20 protein-coding genes and 1 pseudogene are annotated in these 23356 nt (G+C 37.4%); 9 read left to right on the forward strand and 12 right to left on the reverse strand.

The annotated features are described in order from the left end of the window. Nucleotides 1-34 precede the first annotated feature (34 nt). Nucleotides 35-421 carry a VOC family protein gene (locus tag KZZ04_RS05635; protein ID WP_203987382.1) on the forward strand — a complete coding sequence of 129 codons (387 nt, stop codon included), beginning with the start codon at nucleotides 35-37 and terminating at the stop codon, nucleotides 419-421. A gap of 31 nt (nucleotides 422-452) precedes the next feature. On the opposite strand, the gene KZZ04_RS05640 is transcribed toward KZZ04_RS05635, so the two are convergent. Both KZZ04_RS05640 and KZZ04_RS05645 read right to left on the reverse strand, forming a co-directional pair. After that, nucleotides 453-1817 (reverse strand): M17 family metallopeptidase, encoded by a 1365-nt coding sequence (locus KZZ04_RS05640; protein WP_219422095.1) that lies wholly within the window; start codon nucleotides 1815-1817, stop codon nucleotides 453-455. An 88-nt stretch (nucleotides 1818-1905) separates the two neighbouring features. Continuing rightward, nucleotides 1906-2328, reverse strand: a complete 423-nt coding sequence (locus KZZ04_RS05645; protein ID WP_058404619.1) for a hypothetical protein — start codon at nucleotides 2326-2328, stop codon at nucleotides 1906-1908. A 102-nt stretch (nucleotides 2329-2430) separates the two neighbouring features. Here KZZ04_RS05645 and KZZ04_RS05650 point away from each other — a divergent pair, with 102 nt between their 5' ends. The 3 genes from KZZ04_RS05650 to KZZ04_RS05660 all read left to right on the forward strand — a co-directional run bounded on the left by KZZ04_RS05650 (nucleotide 2431) and on the right by KZZ04_RS05660 (nucleotide 7036). After that, nucleotides 2431-2601, forward strand: coding sequence for an oxidoreductase-like domain-containing protein (locus tag KZZ04_RS05650; RefSeq protein WP_082653613.1), 171 nt, complete (start codon nucleotides 2431-2433; stop codon nucleotides 2599-2601). A gap of 330 nt (nucleotides 2602-2931) precedes the next feature. Beyond that, on the forward strand, nucleotides 2932-5514 hold the full coding sequence (locus tag KZZ04_RS05655; RefSeq protein ID WP_138530306.1) for a TonB-dependent siderophore receptor: 2583 nt from the start codon (nucleotides 2932-2934) through the stop codon (nucleotides 5512-5514). An 85-nt stretch (nucleotides 5515-5599) separates the two neighbouring features. Further along, complete coding sequence (locus tag KZZ04_RS05660) at nucleotides 5600-7036, forward strand: sulfotransferase (protein ID WP_058404618.1); 1437 nt, start codon at nucleotides 5600-5602, stop codon at nucleotides 7034-7036. Here KZZ04_RS05660 and KZZ04_RS05665 read toward each other — a convergent pair. Next, nucleotides 7017-7922 carry an alpha/beta fold hydrolase gene (locus KZZ04_RS05665; protein ID WP_058404617.1) on the reverse strand — a complete coding sequence of 302 codons (906 nt, stop codon included), beginning with the start codon at nucleotides 7920-7922 and terminating at the stop codon, nucleotides 7017-7019. The genes KZZ04_RS05660 and KZZ04_RS05665 overlap by 20 nt on opposite strands. Before the next feature lie 127 nt (nucleotides 7923-8049). Between KZZ04_RS05665 and rlmF the strand changes: the two genes are divergently transcribed. Continuing rightward, nucleotides 8050-8982 (forward strand): 23S rRNA (adenine(1618)-N(6))-methyltransferase RlmF, encoded by a 933-nt coding sequence (rlmF, locus tag KZZ04_RS05670; RefSeq protein ID WP_058404616.1) that lies wholly within the window; start codon nucleotides 8050-8052, stop codon nucleotides 8980-8982. Nucleotides 8983-9000: 18 nt separating this feature from the next. Continuing rightward, a complete protein-coding gene (gene ltaE / locus KZZ04_RS05675) occupies nucleotides 9001-10005 on the forward strand; it encodes a low-specificity L-threonine aldolase (RefSeq protein WP_219422096.1) in 1005 nt (334 codons plus the stop codon). Here ltaE and KZZ04_RS05680 read toward each other — a convergent pair. The 5 genes from KZZ04_RS05680 to KZZ04_RS05700 form a co-directional block, all read right to left on the reverse strand. Next, complete coding sequence (locus KZZ04_RS05680; RefSeq protein ID WP_058404633.1) at nucleotides 9988-10572, reverse strand: thymidine kinase; 585 nt, start codon at nucleotides 10570-10572, stop codon at nucleotides 9988-9990. The two genes, ltaE and KZZ04_RS05680, sit on opposite strands and share 18 nt — an antisense overlap. Nucleotides 10573-10664: 92 nt before the next feature. Then, on the reverse strand, nucleotides 10665-11429 hold the full coding sequence (locus KZZ04_RS05685) for an amino acid ABC transporter substrate-binding protein (protein ID WP_235591458.1): 765 nt from the start codon (nucleotides 11427-11429) through the stop codon (nucleotides 10665-10667). Between the two features lie 117 nt (nucleotides 11430-11546). Then, entirely contained in the window at nucleotides 11547-12017 is a 471-nt protein-coding gene (locus KZZ04_RS05690) for a methylated-DNA--[protein]-cysteine S-methyltransferase (protein ID WP_138530298.1), read from the reverse strand. Continuing rightward, complete coding sequence (locus KZZ04_RS05695; RefSeq protein WP_219422097.1) at nucleotides 12014-13369, reverse strand: DNA-3-methyladenine glycosylase 2 family protein; 1356 nt, start codon at nucleotides 13367-13369, stop codon at nucleotides 12014-12016. Before KZZ04_RS05695 ends, KZZ04_RS05690 begins: the two co-directional genes overlap by 4 nt. A gap of 77 nt (nucleotides 13370-13446) precedes the next feature. Beyond that, on the reverse strand, nucleotides 13447-13929 hold the full coding sequence (locus tag KZZ04_RS05700) for a GNAT family N-acetyltransferase (RefSeq protein ID WP_058404611.1): 483 nt from the start codon (nucleotides 13927-13929) through the stop codon (nucleotides 13447-13449). Nucleotides 13930-14385: 456 nt separating this feature from the next. Between KZZ04_RS05700 and bfr (KZZ04_RS05705) the strand changes: the two genes are divergently transcribed. Further along, on the forward strand, nucleotides 14386-14856 hold the full coding sequence (gene bfr, locus KZZ04_RS05705; protein ID WP_006791631.1) for a bacterioferritin: 471 nt from the start codon (nucleotides 14386-14388) through the stop codon (nucleotides 14854-14856). A 14-nt stretch (nucleotides 14857-14870) separates the two neighbouring features. Then, nucleotides 14871-15335: a bacterioferritin gene (gene bfr, locus KZZ04_RS05710; RefSeq protein WP_058404609.1), complete on the forward strand. Its 465-nt coding sequence runs from the start codon at nucleotides 14871-14873 to the stop codon at nucleotides 15333-15335. A 67-nt stretch (nucleotides 15336-15402) separates the two neighbouring features. Here bfr (KZZ04_RS05710) and KZZ04_RS05715 read toward each other — a convergent pair whose 3' ends face one another. The 4 genes and pseudogenes from KZZ04_RS05715 to KZZ04_RS05730 form a co-directional block, all read right to left on the reverse strand. Then, nucleotides 15403-15597 carry a (2Fe-2S)-binding protein gene (locus KZZ04_RS05715; protein WP_058404608.1) on the reverse strand — a complete coding sequence of 65 codons (195 nt, stop codon included), beginning with the start codon at nucleotides 15595-15597 and terminating at the stop codon, nucleotides 15403-15405. A gap of 369 nt (nucleotides 15598-15966) precedes the next feature. Beyond that, nucleotides 15967-16509 (reverse strand): DUF6436 domain-containing protein, encoded by a 543-nt coding sequence (locus KZZ04_RS05720; protein WP_219422098.1) that lies wholly within the window; start codon nucleotides 16507-16509, stop codon nucleotides 15967-15969. Then, nucleotides 16475-17939: pseudogene (locus KZZ04_RS05725) on the reverse strand (methyl-accepting chemotaxis protein). Before KZZ04_RS05725 ends, KZZ04_RS05720 begins: the two are co-directional and overlap by 35 nt. 121 nt (nucleotides 17940-18060) lie before the next feature. Continuing rightward, complete coding sequence (locus KZZ04_RS05730; protein WP_219422099.1) at nucleotides 18061-18612, reverse strand: isochorismatase family protein; 552 nt, start codon at nucleotides 18610-18612, stop codon at nucleotides 18061-18063. A 202-nt stretch (nucleotides 18613-18814) separates the two neighbouring features. Here KZZ04_RS05730 and KZZ04_RS05735 point away from each other — a divergent pair, with 202 nt between their 5' ends. Beyond that, nucleotides 18815-23281 (forward strand): EAL domain-containing protein, encoded by a 4467-nt coding sequence (locus tag KZZ04_RS05735; protein WP_219422162.1) that lies wholly within the window; start codon nucleotides 18815-18817, stop codon nucleotides 23279-23281. Nucleotides 23282-23356: the final 75 nt, after the last annotated feature.

The following is a 23356-nucleotide window of genomic DNA, read 5'->3' on the forward strand; positions in this document are numbered from 1 at the left end:
TTTAGTGCGTTTTTTATTTAAGGAAAATAAGTTTATGGAGCTTCTAGGTATTCATCATGCTGCAATTATTTGCAGTAATTATCCTCGCTCTAAACATTTTTATAGTGAAATTTTAAAACTCAACATTATTAACGAGCATTATAGGGAAAAGCGTAATTCGTATAAGTTAGACTTAGCAATGCCTGATGGTAGTCAAGTTGAGTTGTTTTCGTTTGAGGGTGCGCCCTCAAGGCCTAGTTACCCGGAAGCACAAGGCTTACGCCATTTAGCGTTTAAAGTCGACAATGTAACTAAAGCAAAAGAATATTTAGAAAGTAAAAGTGTGGCAGTTGAAGAGATTAGAATTGATGAAATTACAGGTAAAAAATTTACTTTTTTTGCCGACCCAGATGATTTACCGCTAGAGCTATATGAAGTTTAAGCTTCATATAGCGCTAATGTTTTACGGGTAATTAATGATTAAAGCGGTTTTGCAAATAGTTAAACACGGCTCTAATGCCAAGAGCTTCACCGCCAGCAGGGCGACCTGGCAGCGCACGTAAATTCCATGCCATCACATCAAAATGCACCCAAGGCGTGGTTGGCTCTACAAATTCTTTTAAGTAAAGTGCGGCGGTAATTGCGCCACCAAATGGTGTACTTGCACTATTAGCCATATCTGCAACATCACTTTTCAAAAACCCACGATACTGCTCAAATAAAGGCAACTGCCAAACAGGGTCATTCACACTGATTCCTGCATCAATTATACCATTTGCTATATCTCGCTCTGTAGAAAAGAAACCAGGTAACTCAGTACCTAACGCTACACGACATGCCCCTGTTAATGTTGCAAAGTCAATAATAAGCTCCGGATTATCGTTTTGTGCTTCACTTAACGCGTCACACAAAACTAAACGCCCTTCAGCATCCGTGTTATCTATTTCAACCATAATACCTTTGCGCGTTTTTACAACATCGCCCGGGCGAAATGCATTTCGCGACACCGCATTTTCAACTGCCGGTACTAATACTCTCAAACGGACAGGCAATTTAGCAGCCATAATCAGCTGAGCTAATGCAATAACATGCGCAGCACCGCCCATGTCTTTTTTCATGTTGCGCATACCAGAGCTTGGCTTTAAATCGAGCCCGCCAGAGTCAAAGCACACCCCTTTACCAACAAGCGTTATAAGTGGTGCATCATCGGCCCCCCACTTCAAATCAAGTAAACGCGGTTTATTTTCACTTGCACGGCCTACCATATGGATTGTTGGATAGTTTTGCTCTAACAGTTCATCACCAACCCATTGTGAAAACTCTCCACCATGAGATGAAGCTAAATCTTCCATCACTTGCGATAAATGTTGCGGCATCATATCAACCGCCGGTGTATTGACTAAATCACGCGCTAAAAAAATAGCATCGGCTTGTTGTTTAATTCGTGTGTATAAAAGCTCGTTTTCAATACACAGCTCTGCTTTTAGCGTCGGTTTTTCTTTGTATTCACTAAATTCGTATCCGCCAAGAACAAAGCCTAAAGCAACTTGCTCTATAAACGTGTCATCACCTTGAATTTGATAACTACCTGCAGGTAACGCATTAGCTAAATTGCCCGCAGCCCAAAAGTCATCTGCGCTTTGCATTAAGCAAATTACTTGGTTTAGCTGCCCTGAGTCAGGATCTGGAATTAACGCTAAACCTTGCTTTTCAAAACCGGTATTGCTTAACCAATTTTGTATAAATAAAGGCTGCTTTGCTTGCCAATCAGAGAGTTCGCTTTTAAGAATAAATGATAAAGGGATACCAGAGGATGTATTGCGAAGTAATGCACTCATTAAATAGCTCATATATTATAAAAATGGTACTTGTGAGCATACCAATAAGCACTATTAAAAGGTATCGCTAATTGAAGGGTTTTTGTTGTTACTTTTTTAATATGTTTTTTTTAGTTGAATTTTGATTTGCTTGAACTACCTCATTATCTAGCTCTTTTATTGATTTATTAATGCTAAACGAGCTGGGTAAAACATCAACACCAACAAGGCGACCTAACTTAACAACGAGAGGGATAGTAAGTGGAGCAAAAGGAAGCACTGCAAATATACCTAAGCCTAAACCTTTCAGTATATCAACAAACTGCTCATTGGCGCGTTTAAGCTCTGCACTGTTTGTTTGCCCTTGTGTGTATCGCTTGTATATAAAAAGCATTTCTTTGGTTTCTTTTTTTTCTTGAGCAAGTGCAATTTTAAGCGCCACCATAGCACGACGAAAACGAAGCTGCTGACGTCTTTTACTAATTTTTACTACACGCCAAGGAGCTCGGTGGATAACTTTATATAATCGCATGTGTTTATTTTCACACATGCTGATGAGTTAACAAAGAATAATTTACTTGATTATGACTATACTTTATCCTTTGCACCAAACTAGTGCCCAAAAGAATAAACTATGCCTGATTTCACAACTCAAATTCCACAAAAACCTGAAAAACCAAAATCTGATGAATGTTGCGGCAGTGGCAATTGTTATTCATGTGTGTGGGACGAATATAGAGAAAAATTAGCAACATGGAAATTAACAAATTTGCAAACAAAAACAAAAAAACAGGATGAAAGTTAAAAAAACAACCTCGAAAAGCCCTTCCTCACCTGCATTAATATTCCCAAATATAACCCAACCTGCACACAAATGGTTATAATCGGCATTAAAATGCACCACCTTTGGATTTTTTACCCAATTAAAGTTTTGTTATTTAATAGTTAATTAATAATTGCTCTTGTTGTTTTTTATGTATAGTCTGTATTCAGGAATTAACAGAAGCTGAGCATTTATGCTCTTTTGAATCGATATTTCAATCGGCTTAAACCACTCTGTTCGTTCCACAATTATGATTAAGGCGTGCTTTAAAGCACGACTAAAACAAAATTATTCTAACTGGGGAAATTTAGAATGAAATTAAAAAACAATGCGCTAAACCAAGCGATTAAATTTGCATTAGCCACAACCACCGCCGGATTATTTATCTCGGGCTCTGCAATAGCAGCAGATGAACAAAGCGAAGTTAAAGTTAATAAAAATGTAGAGAAAATCGCTGTAGTAGGTACGCGTTCAGCTCCACGTTCAATTGGTGACTCACCTGTACCTATTGATATTATTGGTGGTGAAGAACTAGAAAAGTCAGGCAATACTGACATGCTAGAACTTCTAAAAGGCTCTGTTCCTTCTTTCAACGTTCATCAAAACCCGATTAGTGATGCAGCATCACTTGTTCGCCCTGCTAACCTTCGTGGTTTACCATCAGACAGCACCTTAATACTTTTAAACGGCAAACGTCGTCACCGTGCATCTGTAATCGCCTTTTTAGGTGGTGGTATTAACGATGGTGCACAAGGTTCAGATATTTCAGTTATTCCTAGCATTGCAATTAAACAAGTTGAAGTACTTCGTGACGGTGCAGCTGCTCAGTACGGATCTGACGCCATCGCAGGTGTAATGAACTTCCAATTAAAAGACGCTTCAGAAGGCGGTAAGTTCGAAGTTCGTAAAGGTCAATATTTTGAAGGCGACGGCGATACCACTCAAATTTCTGGTAACGTAGGTTTACCATTTACAGACAGTGGTTTTGCCAACTTAAGTTTCCAATATAAAACAGCAGATGCGACTAGTCGCTCAGTTCAACGCCCAGATGCGGCAGGTTTTGCAGCAGCAGGTGTACCTGAAGTCTCGTCTCTTGCTCAAGTTTGGGGTGCACCAGAAGTTGATGACGATATCTCACTTTTTGGTAATGTAGGCCTAGACCTAACAAACAGTTCACAATTTTACATGTTTGGTAACTACTCTGAGCGCGACGTACGTGGTGGTTTTTACTACCGTAACCCGCATACTCGTTCTGGTGTATACTCAAACGATGATGGCGCAACACTTCTTGTTGCAGACTTAACTGACGACATGAGCGCCAACTGTCCTACTATTTCAATTACAGACGGTAATGTTTTAGACGACCCTGCTTACATTAACGGTGTGGCTAACAATCCAGATTGTTTTGCATTTAACGAAATGATCCCTGGTGGCTTTACACCAAACTTTGGTGGCAACATCACTGACACCTCTTTAACCATTGGTACTAAAGGTGAATTTACAGACGGCTTCATGAAAGACGTACTTTATGATTTAAGTGGTACTGTTGGCCTAAATGAATCTCGTTACTTTATTTACAACACAGTTAATGCGTCTTTAGGTCCAGATACACCACGTGACTTTAGCCCAGGTAAATATGAGCAGTTAGAGAAAAACTTTAACTTAGACCTATCTAAAGGCTTCGACTTTGACCTAGCTTACGATGTGAACGTAGCCGGTGGTTTAGAGTGGCATGAAGAAACATTTACAATCATCTCAGGTGATGAAGCATCATACACCGCGGGCCCATTAACAGCGCAAGGTTTTGGCATTGGTTCAAACGGTTTCCCTGGTTTTAAACCGTCGCAAGCGGGCGAATTTACACGCCGTAACTACGCAGCATTTGTAGACATTGAAGCACCATTTACAGAAGACTTCTTAATGGGCTTAGCGCTTCGCTTTGAAGACTACGACTCGTTTGGTAGCACAACAAACTACAAATTAATGGCTCAGTATCATGTTACTGAAGATCTAAATATTCGTGGTTCAATCAGCACAGGTTTCCGTGCACCAACCGTTGGTCAAGCAAACGTTAGTAACGTTCAAACAAACCTAAGCGATGGTGTGCTAAGAGATTCTGCATTGTTACCACCTACAAACCCAGTTGCTGTTCAACTAGGTGGTACAGAACTTGAGCCTGAAGAATCGCAAAGCTACACATTTGGTGCTGTTTATACACTTGGCGATTTGTTCCTAACAATTGATTACTACAACATTCAAGTTGAAGACCGTATAAGTCAATCTGAAAAAATTACGCTTAGCCAAGCAGATAAAGATACACTAACAGCTGCAGGCGTACCTAATGTTGAAGGCCTTGCGCAAGTTAGCTTTTTCACTAATGATTTTGACACAACAACTCAAGGTGTTGATGTTGTAGCTAACTACACAGCAGATATTTTAGGTGGCAGCTCTACATTTAGCCTTGCTTACAACTGGAATGAAACTGAAGTAACTAAATTCAGTGACATTACCGGTGAGTTTAAAGTTAAACGCTTAGAAGAAGACTTACCAAACCACCGTGCAACACTTACGTGGGCTCAACAGTGGGAGTCAATTTCTGCATTTACTCGTCTTAACTACTATGGCGAATATCAAGGCGTTCACGTAGATTACGACGCAACAGCTAAAACAGCAGACGCATCTGTAACGCTTGATGCAGAAATTACGTACTTTGTGAATGACTCAATCAGCTTTTCTGTAGGTGCACAAAACTTACTTGACCAAGATGCTGAAAAACTTGATTTCCAAGATGCGACTGGTATCCCAAATAATAACTGGGGTGGTAAATACTACGAAACATCTCCTTACGGTATTAACGGTGGCTTCTACTACGCTAAGGCCACGTATACTTTCTAATTTTTAGAATGAAAGCACTCAGGCGAAATGTTAAGACATTTCGCCTTTTTTATTTTATAGTGAATAAAAGATAAAATGTTCTACTATGTTATTAGATAAAGCCAACAAACTACTCGAACAAAACAAGCTAAAAGAAGCAGAGTTTCATTACAAAACGCTACTTGCTAGTGAGCCTGAAAATGGCGAAGCCTTATTTGGTTTAGGTAAGATAGCACTAAGACTAGAAAAGTTTGATGCCGCAGTTTATTTACTACAAAAAGCCTGTGAACGTTTACCCCACATGTTAGAACCACTGCACGCGTTGGCAGACGCTTTTAATGGTGTTAATTCACCACACGACGCACTTACTGTATTAGAATACGCAAAAAGCATAGCAAGCCATAACCCTGAGCCACATTATTACTTAGCACAGCATTATTTAACACATGGTAATTTAGATAAAGCGCACACCACATTTGCACACGCATTAAGCATGGGCTTATACCCTGTTACCGCCTATATTTTATTTGAATTAGTACAACTAGGTCGTTTTAATAAAGAACACAATTACATTAGTAATTTGCATCACTTATTAACTCAAACAAACAACCTACGCCTTAAAATGGTGTGTTATTACGCATTGGGCAAGAGCTACGATAAACTAGGTGATACAGATCAAGCTTTTAACTATTTTGAACTAGCAAATACGCTGCAATATAAATTAAGCCCATTTAAAACCAAAGAGCTCGACCCTTTTTATGATCAGATTATTAAATACAACACTCAAGATATATTAGCTTCACCTGAAAAAGACTTTTCTGGCACAATCACGCCTGTATTTATAATCGGCATGCCCAGAAGCGGGTCAACCCTACTTGAACAAATGCTTTCAAATCATAGTCAATGTTCAAGCCTAGGTGAAAACGCGAGTATTAGTAATAGTGTTGTTGCTTTTTTAGAACAACAAACCAAAACTCCGTATCCTCAGTGCTTAACCAACTTAACGCCTAGCCTAATTAATCAAGCTCGCAATATTTATATTGATACTCTTAAAGCAGCCAAACCGTTAAGGCCTATTATTATTAATAAGCTACCAAGTAACTATCAATCTCTCGGACTGATTTATATGTTATTTCCTAACGCTAAGTTTATAAATTTAACACGTAACATTAACGCCACTGCATTCTCGGTATTTAGTAACTATTTTTCTGAAAACGAACCGTACTTTTGTTCTTTAACTGAGTTTAAGCACTACCATGGCTTATATGAAAAACTAATGACACATTGGAATACTTTAAAACTACCGGTGTTTAATTTAGCTTATGAAGACTTAGTAAATAACCCCGAAGACCAACTAAGTGCTCTTTTTGACTTTTTAGGCTGTAAATACGAGCAAAATTGCTTAACGTTTTACAAACAAAAAAGAGCCGTCACAACACTCAGCAAACAAGCTGTTCGTCAGCCAGTAAATACAAATGCCGTTAGTAAATGGGAGCGATACCAAGTCCCCCTGCTCAAACTAATCAACAAGGGTGACACTTAAACCATTCAAGTAAATCGTTAAATTGCTCTTTTCGGGCTGTCGGATGAGTTAACATGTTTATGTGATCGTAATCTATGCGGTGTCCATGGCGGCGACCATAAATGCGCATTTGTTGTATACCAGGGCCTGATTCATCAATAAACCTTTGAATATCAATTGGCTGTGCTAACGCTTTATCTTTAACCGCTGCAACATGCAGCGTAGGAGGTAAATGAAGTGTTTGCAATGCTTTTGCGTAATCAAAATTATCGTCTGAATCGATCCAAGGCCTTTTTTTAGCCCACTGCATGCTTTGATAATGAGACTTTTGGGTTTCATCGTCGCTGCCCCACTTTAAGCGCCTTGCAGGTAAATATCCGTGTTTTTTTGCAAGCAATGGCGCCATAAAATACCAAATAAAATTGGCCTGAAGTAGTTTTTTTGGATGATTGTTAAACAGAGAACGTTTTGAACCAAAATAAACACATGCTTTTACATCATCAATATAATGTGGAAAACGTGCGAAGACACTATTCATTAAAACGCCACCCCACGAATGCGCAACCCAGTAATCGGGTTTATGACCTTCAAGCTGCTCAATTTTATTTATAAACGCAGGAATATCTTCTAAAATAGCTTCTGTTTGACCATACGCAGCAGATTTAGAAATGACGGGCTTACTTTCACCGCGCCCACGCAAATCAGCAACATAACAACGATAGCCGTGCTCAGCTAAAAATGGAGCAAGGCCTTTATTGCTATGCGTATAAAAAATTTTGCCATTTTCAACTGCACCATGCATAAAAAATACAATGGGACCATTTTGTTTTTCATCGAATATTTTGCGTAAATGCAGTGTTTGTTCAGCTGCTAAATTTATAGTTATTGAGTGTTGAGAGATGGTCACGCTTGTTCCTTATTATTACCCTAACTCATCGTACCAGTATTTTTAAATATGCCAAAGTAATTGTCTGCACTTTAATTACCAGGATTTGTTACAATTAACTATTGATATAGATTGCCAAAATAAATCCATGACTAAAAATACGCCACGTGCAAAACTACATCCACGCAATCAGCATAATAGTGGTTACGATTTTGAATTACTAACACTTGCCCTGCCGGCTCTCTGCCCATATATAGTGAATACGCCTGCAGGTACTAAAAGCATTGACTTTGCAAATAATAAAGCAGTAAAAACACTCAACCAAGCACTACTAAAAGCGCACTATAATATTGAGTTTTGGGATATTCCAGAGCACAACTTATGCCCACCAATACCTGGACGTGTAGACTACATCCATTACTTAGCCGATCTATTAAGCGAAGATAATCAGCAAACAATTCCTAGGGGTAAGCAGGTTAAAGTACTTGATATAGGCACTGGAGCAAATTTAGTTTACCCATTAACAGGAACAAGTGAATATAAATGGCACTTTACTGGCTCAGATATAGACCCTATATCTATAAAAATAGCCAAGCAAATTGCGCAATTTAATGCCTTAAAAATAACGCTCAAGCTGCAAAAAAACTCAGCTAATATTTTTAAAGGTGTTATCAACCAAAAAGATTTATACCACTTAACGCTCTGTAACCCACCTTTTCATGCCAGTGAGGAACAAGCAAACAAAGGCAGTGAGCGCAAATGGAAAAACCTAGGGAAATCGCCAAATAACACCCTTAACTTCGGCGGAAATAGTAACGAGCTCTGGTGTGAAGGTGGCGAAGTACAATTCATTACAACAATGATTGCTGAAAGTGAAGAATTTGCTGAACAGGTATTATGGTTTACGTCTTTAATCTCTAAAAAAGACTCACTTATTGCACTTGAAGCAAAACTAAAAACATGCCCTATTGCCGAATATAAAATTATTGAAATGGCGCAGGGACAAAAAGTCAGTCGATTTATTGCATGGAGCTACTTTGCTAAAGAAACGCGTGAACAAATTTGTAATGAACTTGATTAACTAAGAATAAGGAAAACTATGATAGATTTTCGTTCAGATACGGTCACCAAACCAACAAAAGAAATGCGTGATATCATGTACAGCGCACCAGTCGGTGATGATGTATACGGCGATGATGAAAGTGTCAATAACTTAGAGCACTTCGCCATTACCCGTTTTAATTTTGAAGCCGCGCTTTTTTGCAGCTCTGGCACGCAGGCTAATTTACTTGCATTAATGGCACATTGTGAACGTGGGGACGAATATATTTGCGGGCAAAATGCGCATAATTATAAATTTGAAGGCGGTGGTGCAGCTGTTTTAGGCTCTATTCAACCACAACCTATTGAAAACGAAAAAAACGGTACTCTTAATTTTAAAAAAATCGCCGCAGCAATTAAACCAGACGATAGTCACTTTGCGAAAACTCGATTATTAAGCCTAGAAAATACCATTGGCGGCAAAGTACTTAGCCTAGAATACCTAGCCCAAGCAAGAGACTTTGTTAATGAGCATAATTTAGCATTGCATTTAGATGGCGCTCGCGCATTTAATGCATCGACTGAGTTAGAAGTTGATATTAAAGAAATAACCACACATTTTGATTCTGTGTCTATTTGCCTATCTAAAGGGCTAGGTGCACCGGTTGGATCATTATTATTGGGGTCGTCAACGTTAATAAGCAAAGCTAGACGCTGGCGTAAAGTACTCGGTGGTGGCATGCGACAAGCCGGAATGCTCGCTGCTGCAGGGCAATATGCGCTTGAAAATAACGTAAACCGCCTAAAAGACGATCATGCTAATGCGCGCTACCTAGCTGAAAGTTTAAGTGCACTCAAAGGCTTTAACGTAGATATGAGTAATACGACCAATATGGTGTATGTCTCTTATGTAGAAGATTATAATATTGCAGATATAGCCCAGAAGCTAAAGCAGCAAGGTATCTTAATAAGCCCAAGTAAACAACTTAGGCTAGTAACGCATTTAGGGATAACACGAAAAGATATAGACACGTTTATTAACGCGTTATCGGCCCATGTTTAAAGCCGCTTTATAATGTTTGCGGCACACCGATACATAACGATCGTTGCCGCCAATTTCAACTTGATTACCATCGGCAATCGCATCACCATTTTCATCGGTACGTAATACGTGATTGGCTTTGCGCCCACAATGGCACACTGTTTTAAGCTCAATTAATTTATCAGCCCAAGCTAAAAGATATTGCGAACCGACAAACAACTCACCTCTAAAGTCGTTTCGTAAACCGTAGCAAAGCACAGGAATGCCCAACTCATCAACTACATCCGTTAACTGCATTACCTGCTCTTTAGATAAAAACTGACATTCATCGACTAATATACAATGGCGTTTTCTTTCACTATTAAGCGATTGAATCAATTCATATACATCTTTACTTGCATCAAATACATGTGCATCTGCTTGCAAACCTATTCGAGACGAAACCTTACCCACACCGGCTCTATTATCAATAGCAGCAGTGAGGATTACCGGCTCCATTCCTCGCTCTTTATAATTAAAAGCCGATTGTAATAAGGTGGTAGATTTTCCCGCATTCATTGCAGAATAGTAAAAGTATAATTGAGCCATGATGGTGCCAAGTTGCAAAAAGTGCGCTTATGCTACCCTAATATGCAATGAATACCAATTTCAAACGCTAAATAAGATTATGGTTTAAAGCATTAGTTTTCAGGCTGTTTTGCAGAATTTAAATAATTAATGTAGATAGGAGCGGTATCAAATTCACTAATCCATTGCCACATTTTATGGCTAAGCACCGGATGATTTTCATAGAATTGATGCGAAAAAACTAAATAACCAAAAGTGAACTCATATGGAGGGTATATCGCTGCTACATCAGTGTCGTTATGAGGGTAACTTGACGTTTTGGTTTTATCAACTTGGCAAATATCGATACTTGAATCTACTACGCCTTTATTAAGTAATTCAAATGCACTTTTTTTAGACACTGTTTCGTGAACAAAAAGAGGTTCTTTGTCTAAAATTGTGCCCAAGCCGTAGCCACTTGGCACTGCAATCGTAAATATTTTGCTGTTTAACTCGTCACGCAGTTGCCATTGTGAGCGGAACTTATCACGACCTAACAAGCAACTACCAAACTTACTAATGGCAAACTGGGTGTTAGGTTTTGCATTTTCATTCATTGGGTAAACGGCTATTCGCTCTCTGCCTTTTCTAAAGCTTGCAATAACCGCATTTACTTTATTTGATTCAAGATCTTTCAAACATCTTCGCCAAGGTTTCCTTACAAACTCAATATCAACGCCATCAACCGCGTCGTCCAATAGCCGTAATACGTCTGCCGAAGCACCGGGCCTTTGAATCGGGATCTCTTGTCCTACACCTAAAAACATCGGCGCAATTTCTTTGTCTTCAAAGCAAAAAAGCAGTTTTTTATCAGCCGCGCTCGCGTTATTGAATGTCACGAGCGCTAAAAAAGTAAATATGTAAAATAGTGTAACAACTTGCATGGCTATTTTAATTAAGGTGTTTTTTATAGTTTAACCCTTATGGCATATGATACAAAGTTTATAGCAACACATTCACAGTAATCCTTCGTGTTGTAAAAGCCAACGCTTTCTTTCTAGTCCACCAGCGTACCCTGTAAGCGTTGCATTTGCGCCAATAACTCGATGGCAGGGTACGATAATACTAATCGGATTTTTACCGTTAGCGGCCCCCACCGCTCTTACCGCTTTTGGATTATTCAATGCGTGAGCAATATCACCATACGTATTAGTTTTACCGTAAGGAACATCTAAAAGTGCGTTCCATACACTTTTTTGAAATTCAGTCCCTTTAGTATCTAAGGGAACATCAAAAATTTTACGATTTTTATTAAAATACTCATTTAATTGTAGCGCACAGCTCAATATCGGCTCATTAGTTACTTTAGTAAGAGGCACATGTGGGTAGGTTTCAAGCGGATAAAAGCCAACGTAACTCACCCCTTTTTCAGTTGCTTGAATTATTATATTGTCTATAGGACTTGATATGTATGTTTGAATAATCATGATAGTTGCTGCCAAAGTTGGAACGTTAAATATGAACGAAATGGAGTGCACTTTTCACTATTAAATGAATTCGCCGCAGCTTGTGCTTTTTTAATTCCTAAATCACCTTCAAGTAACACATCGGGTTGACTCTGCCCCCTTAACTTAGCGTAGTTTACTGTCCATGGGCCGATTCCTTTTAAATCAAGCCATAAATCTAAGTCGCTGTTGCCGGGATTATTAGTACAAAACAAGGCTAAATTATGCAGTGCGTTTTTGCGCGCCTGTGGCATTTTAAAAAAATCAAAATTGCTTTGTGCTACTTGTTCAGCACTCGGAAAATACGCATGTTTTAGGTCATTTTCTCCGAGTTCAGCAACGAGTTTAGTGACTAGGTTATGCGCTGCAGCTACGCTCACTTGCTGACCAAGCACCGCTCGAATACCTGCCTCAAAGTCTGACCAAATACCAGGCAGCCTTAGCCCAATACACAGTGGAAATGCTTCGTTTATGTTTTTACTTAAATGAGTTTCTATTAAATTAACATCAGCATCTAAATCTAGCACTCGACGTATATTATTAATAACAGATTGCAAATATTGTGTGTTGTCTATGTCTATTTTCACTTTAAAGTGGTGTTTATCTTTAATAAATTCAGCAGTGAAACTCCCCTTATACAGTACATTTGAAAACGTGCGACCATAGCTATTTTCTGAGACCCATTCAACAGGTTTAATTAAACGTTTTTCTATAAACGAGCGTAAAGTAAGCCAATTATAAGGCGGTCTAAAAGGCAGGATCAATTCAAGCGTTGAGCGTTTGACATTAGTAGTTTTACGCAGTGTTGAAGGGGCTATGTTGAGTTGCTTTAAAAATGCATCGTTAAAGCGTCGAGTACTTTTAAAGCCAGCTGAAAATGCAATCTCAGTCAGCGGTAAATTGGTTTCTTGAATTAATTTTTTTGCAAAATGACACTGGTTAAAAATACGGTACTGCGTGACAGACAAGCCAAAATGTTGTTTAAATAACCGTCTTAAATATCGACTACTTACACCTAATCTTTCAGCTAGCTTCTCACAATCATGTTCATTGTGCTGGTCAATGAGCTGCTTTGCCCTCAGAGCGGTTGTTTTAGTCCCTTGCCAAGCAGCACTTCCAGGTGCGCTGTCAGGTCTACAGCGAATGCATGGCCTAAAACCGTCTTGTGCCGCATTATGAGCAAACTCATAATAAACAACATTTTTTTCAAGCGCCGTGGGAGCCGGACAAATAGGCCTGCAATAAATACCTGTACTTTTTACTGCAACATAGAAAAGACCATCAAAACGGTGATCGCGACTTTGACGTGCTTTTTGCCAGTAAGATGAAATCATAAACAGCTCTTTTAATAATTGACTGCGACAAAGTTTAAATAAATTTTAAACCATTGCTAGCCACAATCGGTACTCAACTATTTAGCGAAATCTATTAACTCTTGGCCCGTTAAACGATAAATAATCCATTCAGTTTGTGGTTTTGCACCTATACTGTCATAAAAATCTATAGCAGGCTTATTCCAATCCAACACAACCCACTCAAATCGGCCACAATTGTTGTTCAACGCCTTATTGGCTAAATGCTTCATAATAGCTTTACCTGCACCTTTACCACGACTATCTGGACTAACGTATAAGTCTTCAAGATATAACCCATTTTTACCTAACCAAGTCGAATAGTTGTAAAAATAAACCGCAAAACCAATTGGCTCATCGCCATCTAAACATATAATACTGTGCGCAGTGGCGCCTTCACTAAATAAAGTGTCTAAAATTGCTTGCTCATTTGTTTTTACAGCATCGGGTTCTTTTTCGTATATTGCAAGCTCAGTAATAAAATGTAAGATAGTATTTGCATCGCTTGGTTTAGCATCGCGAATTATAATCGACTGACTCATAGTGTTTTTCCTCTGGTGTACTTTGCTTTTATTAGATTAAAGTATATTTTTCATAGAATTAATTAAGTATTAAGCATCAATACATTTAAATAGTTAAAGCGTTATTTTGCCCTGTATTAATGGTTTAACTTAATTGCTGTATTTAATTGCTGAAATCTTTTGCTCTTGAGTACAGCTAATTATGTCTATAAAGCCTACCATACATGCTTTAACGGTGTTGTTAGTTCATAACACCTATTTTACTTCCGTCAGAAGTACTTAACTATATTAACCTGATAATAATTAAAATTTTATTTAAACTGAAATCAAAAACACTGTATGTAAAGTAAGCAGCAATGCAAACTTAAATAAGAATCAAAACCAATAGTAACACAATGATTTTTATAGAGAAAAACTTGCAATTAATTAGTTTTACACTACACTGGCTACAATCAAAAAAAGTTATGGTGACGTATCATGAAAGGTAATCAAAAAGTAATCGACGCATTTAATGCACTCCTTGCCAATGAGTTAGCTGCAATCGATCAATATTTTATACACTCGCGCATGTACGACGATTGGGGATTGAATAAACTTTATGAGCGTCTTAATCATGAGATGGAAGAAGAAAAAGACCATGCGGATTGGTTGATCAAACGTATTTTATTTTTAGAAGGTGTACCCAACCTTACTAAGCGTCGTGATTTACTTATCGGTAACGATGTTAAAAGCATGATGCAAAATGATTTAACACTTGAACTAGAAGTGGTTGCCTGCGTGAAAGATGTTATTGCCATCTGTGAAGAACAGCAAGATTATCAATCTCGTGCAATACTTCAAAAGCTATTGTTCGATACAGAAGAAGATCACGTTTATTGGTTAGAACAACAACTTGGCCTAATTGAAAAAATTGGCTCAGAAAATTACCACCAATCACAAATGGGTTAGCAGGAGCTAAAGTTATGAAAGGCGATTTAGAGGTAATTAAAGCGTTAAATAACGTACTTGCTAACGAGCTTGTCGGCATCAATCAGTACTTTTTACACGCACGCATGTTTAAAGATTTTGGCTTTAGTAAGCTTGATAAAGCCGATTATAAAGTGTCCATTCAGAAAATGAAAAACGCTGACCGTTTGATTGAACGTATTTTGTTTTTAGAAGGTTTACCAAACCTTCAAGACCTAGGTCGTTTACGTATAGGTGAGAACAGCGAAGAAATGATTGCAGCTAACATGAGCTTTGAACTCGACACCATAGACGAACTCCGCGCTGCCGTTAAACTAGCTGAAAGTAAAAAAGATTACATTAGCCGAGAAGCGCTCGACCATATTTTAAACGAGCAAGAAGAACAAATGGATTGGTTAGAAACACAGCAGCAGCTTATTGAAAATGTAGGGATCGAAAATTACCTACAATCTCAACTTTAAACAATAATTTAGTTACAAAAAAAGCAGCTTAATAAAGCTGCTTTTTTTATGAATTTTTAAAATGTAATTAAGCTACTTGATCAGTAATATCTGCAATTTCGATAAGTTTACGATTAAGGATCTTTTTAGTACAACCGCAACATTTACCACATTGGCTGCCCACTTTAAGCTCTTTGGTTAATTCACGCATGGTGGTAGCGCCATCGTCAATTGTCTGCTCAATTTTTTTATCTGTCACACCGTGACATAGACAAATATACATGAATACAAACCACTCTAATTACTTTTGATACCCTCATCTTAATCTAAATGGTAATAGTTATCAATAGCCATTCTAGCTTTATTTGATTTTTATTGTTACTCCCATAATGCCGTTAAAATAACCTCTAACATAAAAAGTGATTACTCAGTGAACAGCTAAGTTTTTGTCAATCTTGTTTAGAATTGCTACTGGTAGAAGTTGATATGTTAGTTCAACTAGTGGACAGCTAAAAGTGTTGCTTTAATCTGCCTGCTAACACTGATTCAAACCATATATAAGCACTAAGTTAATTAGCTTGTCTTTGAAGGAGGACGTCGAGTGCGAATTAACATCCAAGGCATTTGTTTTTAAATAAGCGGCGGTATGAAGCTAAACGATATTTATACAATAGCAACCTTTAGTATCTGCGACGAGTAAACCCGAATTAAACCCCGCAACTAAGTTATTAATTGCCGTTTCTACAAAACCACTGCCCTGCGAGCACGCTAATCCTTCTGATAATGGCCCTGCGTAAACAAACTCGCCATGCTTGTCCATAATTATTGCAGCTGGTGTTGCTGGAATAACGTGTTTTAGCTTAGCTGAGTAAGGGTGCTGAATGATGTTAAAGCCTTTTTCTTCTGCAATGCGCTTAAGAGCAGTAATATGACTTTTAGCCTGCTTTGTGCAACCGCAGCTTTGTTCTAAAACAAGAATCAAAGACGCCTGATGTGTTTGCGTATTCAAGCCTGGTTGGTTTTTAAAACTCAAAAACCAACCATCTTGCAATAATACTTTATCACTATCAAACGGCTTTGACTGTTCAGCTTGAAAGTAAACTAAGCCTGATATTACAAATCCTAACCAGGTTAATATTATAAACTTTAAAAAAGTTGAGCTACTTAAATTTGGCAATTGATTGCTCAAGTACATCAATACTCACGTCAATTAACTGAACTTTGTCGGTAAGTTGCTTAACAATATTGGCGTCTTCATACTGGTTTTGGCGCATTTGGTCTGTGCTGTCAGCGATCTGTTCTGTATTGCCTGCTTGCTCTGAAACAACTTGTGCAACCGAGCTCGTACTACTTGAAACCGCTTTTATTTGTTCACTCATTGCTGAGATATTCTCTTTCATTGCAGTGCTTATTTCAGTTAAATCAACAACAAAGTTCACACATTGAACCATTGATTGAGTAGACGTTTTGCTATTTGTAACAAGGTCTTTAAGTGTCAGGCCTATTTTGTCTGTAGTTGCTTTACTGTGATTTGCCAATGATCGTACTTCATCTGCTACAACGGCAAAGCCTCTTCCGTGCTCACCAGCTCTGGCTGCCTCAATGGCTGCATTGAGCGCTAATAAATTTGTCTGTTCAGCTATTCCTGATATTTCGTTTAATAAGCTTGAAATAACGTCACCAGCAGCAACGAGTTGATTAATTTGCTCTTCAGTGTGATTTAACAAATTTAGTAGCTCTCTACTTTTGCTATGGGTTTGTAATACGTCGTTTAAAGCTCCTTTAGCCGATTCTGTGATGCTATCAACTTGATGTTTTAACACTTCACTTTCTTGCTCAACTAATTTAAAACCATGCGCAACTTGAGCACCCGAATTAGCTATATCATCTGTTTGCTGAGTGCGCTGCTGTGCACCATTTGCTAGCCTATCATGAACATGAATTAATTCACCGGAGTTAGTTTTTAGCGAATATGATTGGGTTTTAACTTGTTTAATAACGTCCGACAAGTAATCGAGTAAGGTGTTAAAACCTACAACAGCTTCACTTTGTGTGTAATCTGCTCTAAGCGATAATTTAATGTGCTCAGAGTTTTCTATTATTTGCTCAGTTGCTGAACTAAGTGATGTTCCAGCTCGGCGCTCTCTCTCTAAAGTGATAGCTATATAACCAACAACAAGCACCTCTACTATTGCATATACCGCATGGATTATGACAGTACTGAATGTGAGCCTATCAGGGTCGAAAACATAAAAACCCGTGTTTTGCGTTTGCAAGTAATAAAAAGAAAAGTGATGGACTGCAACAAATAAAATAGCTGTTATAAATACGCGCCACTGGACAAAAACAATTAATATTGGCATTAATATAAAAATTTCAAAATGTACTTCAATTAAGCCAAACGCTTGTTGTATATGTAAAAAAAAACATCATAATTGCTGCAGCGACTATGTGAGGGGTGACAGGATTGTTTTCTTGCGTTTTTAGTAGCCATATTGGTAATAAACACAGCGGCAAACCAACTACAAATGCCTGAGTTAACGTATCAAAATAAAGGCCAAGGCCTATAGATTCAACAAATAATAGGATAAAGATAACTGTTAATAAGCGGCTAACACTAGACATAAAGACCCTAACTTTTAGTTTTACTAATACATTTAGCTTAATAAAACAAAGACAAATAGTACCAAATTTGTCAATAAACAATTAAACATTAAACATTTAATTTACATTATATGCGAATAACCTATTTAATTATAGGTAGTATTTTTTTAAACGTAGGCGTAGCTGCAGCTTTTGTCCATTGGAAAATAACAATTTCTGCACATGAAATTACCGCTCCGCCATGCTTTAGTTGTTCTATTGCGATACTTTTATGCTCGCTATTACGAGATCCAATTGCGTCGGTTACTAAAACCACCTCAAATCCACTTTTTAATAAATCGATACATGTTTGTAGAACACATACATGCGCCTCAGTGCCCGCCACAACAATAGTTTTTTTATTAAAACTAGTTAATTTTTCCAAAAAGCCGGCTTCTTCGCATGCACTAAAATGAACTTTACTAAAAAACGTAGCCCGCGGTAAAACCGATTTAATTTTCTTATCAGTTTCTCCCAATCCATGTACGTACTGCTCTAAGATCAGTGTCGGTATGTCGTGCACGCATGACGCCTGGGCTAATTTTAGGGTGTTTTTTAAAAGATTCTGAATATCACTGATCATAGGGGAAAGTCGCTCTTGAATGTCTATAATCAATAAAAGGCTATCTTTAGCTTGTATGTTTGTTAAAACCATTTAAGGACCTCTCTATAACTATTTAATAGCCTTAAATATTAGCTTAATACATTAAATTAGCATTGATATTTTCTGTTTATTATTTGTAATTAAAAAATAAAACTTGTGCTATATTTAACACTTAGCTGAATAATGCATTACCTGTTGTGGAGATCGGTCATCAGTGCCATTTAGTAAACGTTGCCTTTTTATTTTAATTTTCATGTTATGTATTACTAATGCAGTTGCATCGCAAAATTATGCCCAACAATTACAGCGCCTTTCTACCGATGAAGGGCTCTCGCAAAATTATGTTGAAAAAATACAAGAAGATGAGATTGGATACATTTGGATTGCAACACAACAAGGATTAAACAGGTTTGATGGCTATACTGTTGAAACATTCGACGGTGGTTTTGAGCTAGACAAACACTACATCTCTACACTGTTAAAAACAAACGATGGTAAGTTACTTGTTTCCACTGATATAGCTGGTGCATACCTAATAGACCCACAAACTCTCAAAACAGAAAAAATCTACTCTGGCCAGCTAGATAAAGAGACACAAATTTATTCTCCTGTTTCAGCAATGGCGGGACAGAACGAGCTTTACTATTTAGCTATTGATAACCAAATACTCACTTACAATAAAACCACGGGTGCTTTTACACAAACAGCGGCTTTAGCTAATAAAACCTCATATATACGTGCTCTAACAATACATAATAATACACTTTATATTGGTGCCAATGATGGGCTATATGCATTTAACCTTATTAGCAATCAACTTGCAGAAGTACCGCTTCACCCTGCCGAACAAATAACAATAGACAACATTAATCTAAAGTTTTTGCAGGTAGATAAAGAGCTTGGTCTTCTAGTCGGTACGGTAGAAGGACTGTATAGATTCGCATTTTCAAATGATAACCAATTCCTCAGTTCTAAAATAACAACGCTTATTTCCGACCTTAATATTTGGGATTACATTACTTCTGATGATGGTGATTTTGTAGCAACCGAAAAAGGGTTATTTAGTTTTAGCCGAATAAACGGCGAAATAGAGCTCATATTAAATTATGCAAAGAGTAAATTTAATATAAACGATAACACGATTAGCGATTTAACAATAAGCCAAACCGGAGTGCTATGGTTATCCTCAAGAAGCCAGGGGGTATTCACATGGCCTATTAACACTAGGCGATTTAAAAATATTAATTTGCCCGTCAATAATACAATAAACAAAATACACGAAGACGACGATAATATTATTTGGTTTGGCACAAACGATGGCCTAGCTCAATACAACCCTAAAACAGAAACCACGCGTACTTTTTTAAATTCAACAGACACTAAAGCAGTGTTTGGCTCATCAGCAGTTTATGACATTTTTGCTTCTTCCCTAGGAAACAGCCAATATTTATGGCTGTATACATACAATGGGTTTGAATTATTTGATAAAAACAGTAAACAATTAGTGTCAAATTTAAGTAGTAATAACGATTTACTTACTCAACCGACTATTTTTGGCTTTGCCAAAATTGACACCCATAAATATGCGTTTGCAAACGACAAAAACTTTTACCTGTTTAACGAAAAAACGGGTGATATAAGGGTTATTAAAGGACTTAAAAACCTACTAGATCCGATAAATGCCTATGTGTTTCTTCCGCCATTGGAAACTCATCCTAATGAACTTTTAATTAGTATGAGTAATAGCTTGGTTAGGTATAACGAAGAAACACAAAACTTAACCTCAATATTTCAGTCATCAAATACTAAAGGTAACATTTATTATACGGTAGATAATTACTACCTTGACTTAAAAAGAAATATTTTATGGCTTGCAACGACTCATGAAGGTTTAATTGGCATAGACCCACAAAGCTACGAAAAAAAGCATTCTCTAAGCCTTAAAAACTCGTTAAATTCTAATTCAATTTTGTCTTTAGTGCCTGACGAAAAAGATTACCTGTGGGCAAGCTCTGAAAATGGACTCTACAAAATAAATCTCAACACACTTAGTGTTATAAGTTTCTCGGTTAAAGATGGTTTAAACACTAATAAATTCACAGATTACACACAAAAGAAATTGAATAATGGGCAAATAATAATTGGCAGTAATGCAGGCGCCATACTTTTTAACCCTGCTGACTTCAAAACAAAAAAAACAACCAAAAAACATAAACTAGCAATTACAGATGTCAGTTTATTAACGAGGGAATTGCCTTTTTCCCCCATTAAATACAGTAATCAACCGCTCAAACTAAACCATGATGATATGGGGTTAACGGTAAGCTTTTCTGATTTTTCCTACCCAGATACAAATAAAACGTTTTATTATGTGGTTCTTGATGGCCCAACATCCCTTACCTATGAGAACTTAAAAGCAAACCAGGTGTTTTTTACTAAACTTCAACCAGGCGACTACTCTCTCACTATAAACGCGCATTTTAAAGATGGTGTAATTAAAACCCAACCCGTGAAGCTCAGCATAAATGTAGCCCATGCTCCCTGGAAGTCGCCCTTTGCACTATTCACATATATTATCATTACGCTCACCCTTTTCGCTTTATTTTTTTGGCAGTACAGAAACCGTCAAAATGTCATTCAACAAGCGCATACAGACACCATAAACTCGAAAAAACAAACAGAACTCGCCCTTAGAAACAATAAAAGTGGCGTATGGGATTATCAATTTTTAGACCGTTCAGTAAATACTTTACGTGGCATAGAACTGGGTTACGAAAATTTAGAAGAACGGGTAGCTATAGAGCAGTTTTTTTCTATTATACATCCTGACGATAAGCGCCGCTTTGAAACCAAATGGCAAAATTATATAAGTAATAAAAGTAAAAATAAAAATTGGCAATTAACATTTCGTCTTCGCCATAAAAATGGCCATTGGTTATGGTACCAAGACACCGGCCAAATAATTTTTGATACTCAAACAGGCAAACCTTTATATGTATCAGGTATTTATACCAATATTACTGAGCAGCGTGTTAATGAAGAGCAAGCTAAAATATTAGGTGAAGCATTTGGCCAAATAAACGATTGGTTGCTGATTTTAGACGACCATTTACTGCCTTTTTCCGCGAATAATAGTTTCATAGGAACGTTTTCAGATACACAAACATCTACAAATATTAGCCCTAAACTATTTATAAAATCGCTTGGTATAGAAAAGTGCAAAGAATTTGCAAAAAGATTGAAGGCATTGCAGCCAACTGAAAACTGGCATATCGATACCTTAATAAAAACAGCTAAAAATAATAAGCACCCAGTGCATATTAATGTGACTGCAGTAGCTAAAAGCACAACAGAAGTAAGCTACTATGTAATTGTTATTTCTGACTTAACTGAGCAAAAGAGAGCTGAAAATGAGCTGCGTTATTTAGCTAATTATGACGCACTGACAAAACTACCAAACCGTAGTTTAATGTACCAAAACATTGAGGAAGCCATTAAGCAAGCTGAAAGCTCAAATACACATTGCGCACTCCTGTTTATAGATTTAGATAAGTTTAAACCAGTGAATGACTCTTTTGGTCATGCTGTAGGTGATAAGCTTCTTTGCAATATTACTGAGCGGGTCAGTAATATACTTGACGCAAATTCACAGCTTGGCAGACAAAGCGGGGATGAATTTTTAGTCCTTATTAAAAATGTAGAATCGCAAGACTCGTTGAAGGAAACCGTTAAGCTAATTAGTAAAGAATTAGCAAATAAAGTAATGATTGAAGACTTTGCCATTAATATTTCAGCCAGTATAGGGGTAGCTCTTTATCCCTTTGATGCCATCACAACCGACATTTTAATTCGCAATGCCGATGTTGCAATGATGCAAGCTAAGCAAAATGGTCGCAATGACTTCAGTTTCTTTAGCGATGAAATGAATGAACAAATAAAACAAAAACTGCTGCTCGAAAATGATTTAAAAGATGCAGTAAAAGCCGACCTTTTGTTTAATCATTACCAACCCATTATTGATATAGAAGCAAAAACGATTAACGGCGTGGAGTTACTCATGCGTTGGAAAAACAAAGGACAATTTGTTTCACCTGCGGTGTTTATTCCTATATCAGAAGAAACAGGGTTAATAGAACACCTAACTGAGCTTGCACTAAAACGTGCGCTTATTGAATTAGCCCCATTGCTTAATGAGAACCCTTTATTTTATATTTCTTTAAACTTGTCGCCTAAACACATTTTAAAAGCAAACATAACTGATCGGTTGGAGCATATTTTAAAAGAATTTAATGTTCAAACCAGGCAGCTAAGGCTCGAAATTACAGAAAGTATTTTGCTCGAAGATAAATACAAAGCTGCAAAGCAATTACAAGCGTTGAAAACAGCAGGGTTTAAATTATTGCTTGATGACTTTGGCACAGGTTATTCATCATTAACTTATTTAAGCCAATTTCCGATTAACGTTATAAAAATAGATCAGAGCTTTGTAAATAGTATTGGTGAGGATAAAGGAGACGAGTCAATTATTAAAACTATTCTTTCTTTAGCTGAAAACCTAAACTTATATTGTATTGCCGAAGGCGTTGAAAATCGTGAGCAAATGGAGTTTTTAGCTAATGCGGGGTGTCATGTGCTTCAAGGTTATTACTTTGCAAGGCCGATGAGTGCTGAGGCTCTTAAAGAAAGTAGTTGTTTTAGCAAAATTATTGAGCTTATTTAAAATATCTAAAAAGAGGATTTAAAACCTTGGTACTTAATTAATGTTAGGGCCAATTGGCCTTGTGGACTAAAACTA

The sequence above is a fragment of the Pseudoalteromonas sp. CR1 genome, from assembly GCF_019392235.1.
In the GTDB taxonomy this organism is placed as follows: Bacteria; Pseudomonadota; Gammaproteobacteria; order Enterobacterales; family Alteromonadaceae; genus Pseudoalteromonas.